This is a genomic window from Planktotalea frisia (genome assembly GCF_001890925.1).
Classification (GTDB): Bacteria; Pseudomonadota; Alphaproteobacteria; order Rhodobacterales; family Rhodobacteraceae; genus Planktotalea; species Planktotalea frisia.
The window spans coordinates 1-3,246 of sequence record NZ_MLCB01000094.1 but is presented as its reverse complement, the minus strand read 5'-3'; the positions used below and the strand labels follow the sequence as shown (position 1 = coordinate 3,246).

Below are 3,246 nucleotides of genomic sequence, written 5' to 3'. Positions count from 1 at the left end.
GTCTTCAAGGTTGGATACATCTTAGCACGCTGTCCAGTTTTGCCGGACCACTTCAGAGCGCCATGCTGACGTTAAACTGTGTATAAGGAATGAATTTATGTGGGTTGTAACTTTGATGGCGGCTTTGATGTTGGGCTCTGCGCTTGGTGCTTTTGGCAGCATGGCAGACACAACGACGGATGACACGAGTGAACCTGAAGAAGATACGATGGAGCCTGATCCCGTCACCCCTTTGCCAGAACCCGCAGAAGAAGAAACGCCTGTCGTGACAGAAGAGCCAGTTGTGGCAGAAGAGCCTGTGGTTGACACCGTCGTTCCAGAAGAGACGCCGGAAGTGGTCGTTGTACCGCCTGTTGTCGGTCTTGCACTGGAGTATAACGGCGACACGACGATCAGCGGGGGTGCAGGCGATGACACGCTTTTGGGTGATCCAGATGATGAGGTCGCCGAAGTGCTTGGCACGACACAGATTGACCTTGGTGCTGGCAATGACCTCGCTCAGGTCAGCTTGGACGCTCTGACGGTGAATGGTGGTGACGGCAACGACACGCTGGAAGGTTTGGCAGGGAATGCGACGCTGAATGGTGGCGTCGGTGACGATGTGCTGTCTGGTAATGAAGAAAGCCTTCTTGAGGGTGAAGCAGGCAATGACAGCATCACAGTAGGGCTCGATTTTCCCTTTGAAGGTGACACAGGCGAGACCACGGTCCTTGCAGGTGACGGCGACGATGTCATCACAATCGAAAGCGGTATTCGTGCGTTCAACGATGAGGGCGAGCTTGTGCGCGCGTCTGGTGGAGCCGGCGCAGATACCTTTACCCTTGAGCTTGAAATCGAAGACGAACCTCTTGTGGTGGACGGTCCGACGACAGCAGAGTCGAGCACAGGCATTCGCATTCTTGATTTCGACGCGGCCGAGGACATCCTTCAGATCGAATTATCGCGCCCAGAAGGTGCCGAGGATCGCGAGCCAAGCGATGTCACCTTCACGCGTGAAGATGGCGAAGCAGAGTTTGGTCCGTTTACCGAAGTCACATTGGTCTTTGATGGCACCGATACGGTCATGCCATTTGAGACATCTTTTTTTGTGCATGGTGCTGATACGCTGACGATCGAGAATATCGTCTTTGTCGAACCTGCCGCTGCGGAAGATACGATGGCAGAAGCCGTAACCTAGCCCGGTGTTAACAAATCTAAGTAGGGTGCGTGTCTGCGCGCCACACCCTCCCACCGCGTTAGTTCCAAGAATAATTAAAACTCACGGACACGCGCTCGTCCTCGGCCATGTTCATCGGCACTTCGTGACGTAGCCAGCTTTCCCAAAGCAGCACATCCCCGACCACAGGTTCGACATAAACAAACGTCTTGAGTTCTTGCCGCGCGTCTTTCAAACGCGTCGGTGACGCCATCAACATCTGACTGCGGGGGTCTTCAAATTTGATCGCGCTGGCATCTTTGGGCATCGAAACATACGTCGTGCCACTGATCACCGAATGAGGATGAATGTGCGATGTGTGGATGCCGCCCTCTGGTAAAATATTGATCCAGATATCCTCAAGCTTTAGTTCACGGCCATCCAGATCAAACTGGGCATCCTCAACAAATGCCGCCACATGCGCATCGAGAGCTTTCACGAGGTCCGCAAAGATTGGAAAGCGCCACGGCAGATCACTGAGCGACGCATAAGATGTGTAGCCCGGAAAATCATTGTCTTCGCACCACTGCTGCCCCGCTTCATCGTCACTCGCAATCGCGAAACAGGACGCTTCAAGCTCTTCGGCGGAAATTACGGCGTGCTCGGATAACGCCGCGCGGTACAAGCGGGTCACAAAGAGAGAATCGATTTGGGGCATAGCCACCTCCGTTAGCGCTTGGCGCAGGTTGGAGCGTGTTTAGCCCAACACGCCCAACTCATTCAATGCTGTGATTTAAGGGGCCAACTCGCAGGTACGGATATGGTCATGCCTGATCTATCTGGGCAGGTGAGAGCCCAGTATTTTTGGCGCGCTCAGCACAATTGAGCAACAAACATGAGTGCTTGATTTACCTTTGCTCTGGTCACTTGCGAAAAATTCGCGCATCTTCGCGCGCAAGAACTGGGGAGACAACATCAATGACACTGAACCGTGTATTCATCTTGACGGCACTACCTTTGCTTGCGGCATGCCAAGACATCAGCACCGCCGGCGGCAGCGTGCCAAGTCCGTTTATCGCTGAAGTGCCGGAAAGCATCCTAGAGATCGCAGCACCGGGCCAGAACCTGAATGCATTGCTTATTGATCCTGTCGATGGCTGCTACACCTATCAGCACGTTGGACCAGTCGAGAACACGATGCTGCCTCTACGTGCAAGCAATGGTCGCCCAATCTGCACGCGCGTTGACGCTTAATTTTTGATTTTTTATGAGTTCAGTGAAAAGCCTCCCCATTTTATTGAGGGAGGCTTTTGAAGTTTTAGGTGCGCGCTGTCACATGCTCTTCGGCGGCATGCAGATGCGCGCTAACGCCTGTTGAGACGTTGTCATACAGCCCGTTGATATGCGCCATGACCATGCGCACACAGCCAGAACTCGCACGCCCACCGATGGAGCGTGGATTCGGCGATCCATGAATACGCAGATAAGTGTCGCGATTGCCCACAAAAAGATAAAGCGCGCGCGAACCGAGTGGGTTTGATGGACCAGCATTCATGCCGTCTTCGTGCTGCTTGTATTGATCCGGCTCTCGCTCGATCATCGCAGGCGTTGGTGTCCAAGTGGGCCATTTTGTTTTGCGTTTGATCGTGTAAACGCCCGGCTCATATAGGTTGCCCTTTGCAATTGCCACGCCGTAGCGCATCGCTGTTCCGCCCTCTTCAATATGATAAAGGTAGCGCGCAACGGCATCTACGTGGATATCGCCCGGTTTCAAACCAGCGTTCGCTTGAACCCGCTGCGGTAGGAAACGACGGTGCAAGCCCCAAGGGTTCGACGTCGCGGGGTCGTAATCCGCGGGTGTGATCCGCGCATCCCAAGCATCCCAGTTGGATTTGTCCGACGTCGGGCGTGCGCTGGCAATTGTGCTGACAATCGGCTGCGAGAACAGCGCGGCTGCGGAAACTGTGAAATGGCGACGGGTGAGCATTACAGTGCACTCCTATGGGGCGGAAATTTTCAACTATGATTTATTATACACAGAGTCCTCGAGCACCCGACTTTTGACGGGTTGACGTCTGACCGTAGAACGATTCAGCTAACCGCATGATCCG

4 protein-coding genes are annotated in these 3,246 nt (G+C 53.9%); 2 read left to right on the top strand and 2 right to left on the bottom strand.

The window, feature by feature from the left end:
- Positions 1–97 precede the first annotated feature (97 nt).
- Positions 98–1,177: a calcium-binding protein gene (locus PFRI_RS06360; protein ID WP_072629870.1), complete on the top strand. Its 1,080-nt coding sequence runs from the start codon at positions 98–100 to the stop codon at positions 1,175–1,177.
- Between the two features lie 58 nt (positions 1,178–1,235).
- Here PFRI_RS06360 and PFRI_RS06355 read toward each other — a convergent pair whose 3' ends face one another.
- Complete coding sequence (locus PFRI_RS06355; protein WP_072629869.1) at positions 1,236–1,853, bottom strand: TIGR02466 family protein; 618 nt, start codon at positions 1,851–1,853, stop codon at positions 1,236–1,238.
- 260 nt (positions 1,854–2,113) lie between these two features.
- Between PFRI_RS06355 and PFRI_RS06350 the strand changes: the two genes are divergently transcribed.
- Positions 2,114–2,389 (top strand): hypothetical protein, encoded by a 276-nt coding sequence (locus tag PFRI_RS06350; RefSeq protein WP_072629868.1) that lies wholly within the window; start codon positions 2,114–2,116, stop codon positions 2,387–2,389.
- A 64-nt stretch (positions 2,390–2,453) separates the two neighbouring features.
- Here the strand turns inward: PFRI_RS06350 and PFRI_RS06345 are convergent, their stop codons facing one another.
- The gene (locus PFRI_RS06345) at positions 2,454–3,122 is read right to left on the bottom strand and encodes a L,D-transpeptidase (RefSeq protein WP_072629867.1); all 669 of its coding nucleotides are present in this window, start codon (positions 3,120–3,122) and stop codon (positions 2,454–2,456) included.
- Positions 3,123–3,246: the final 124 nt, after the last annotated feature.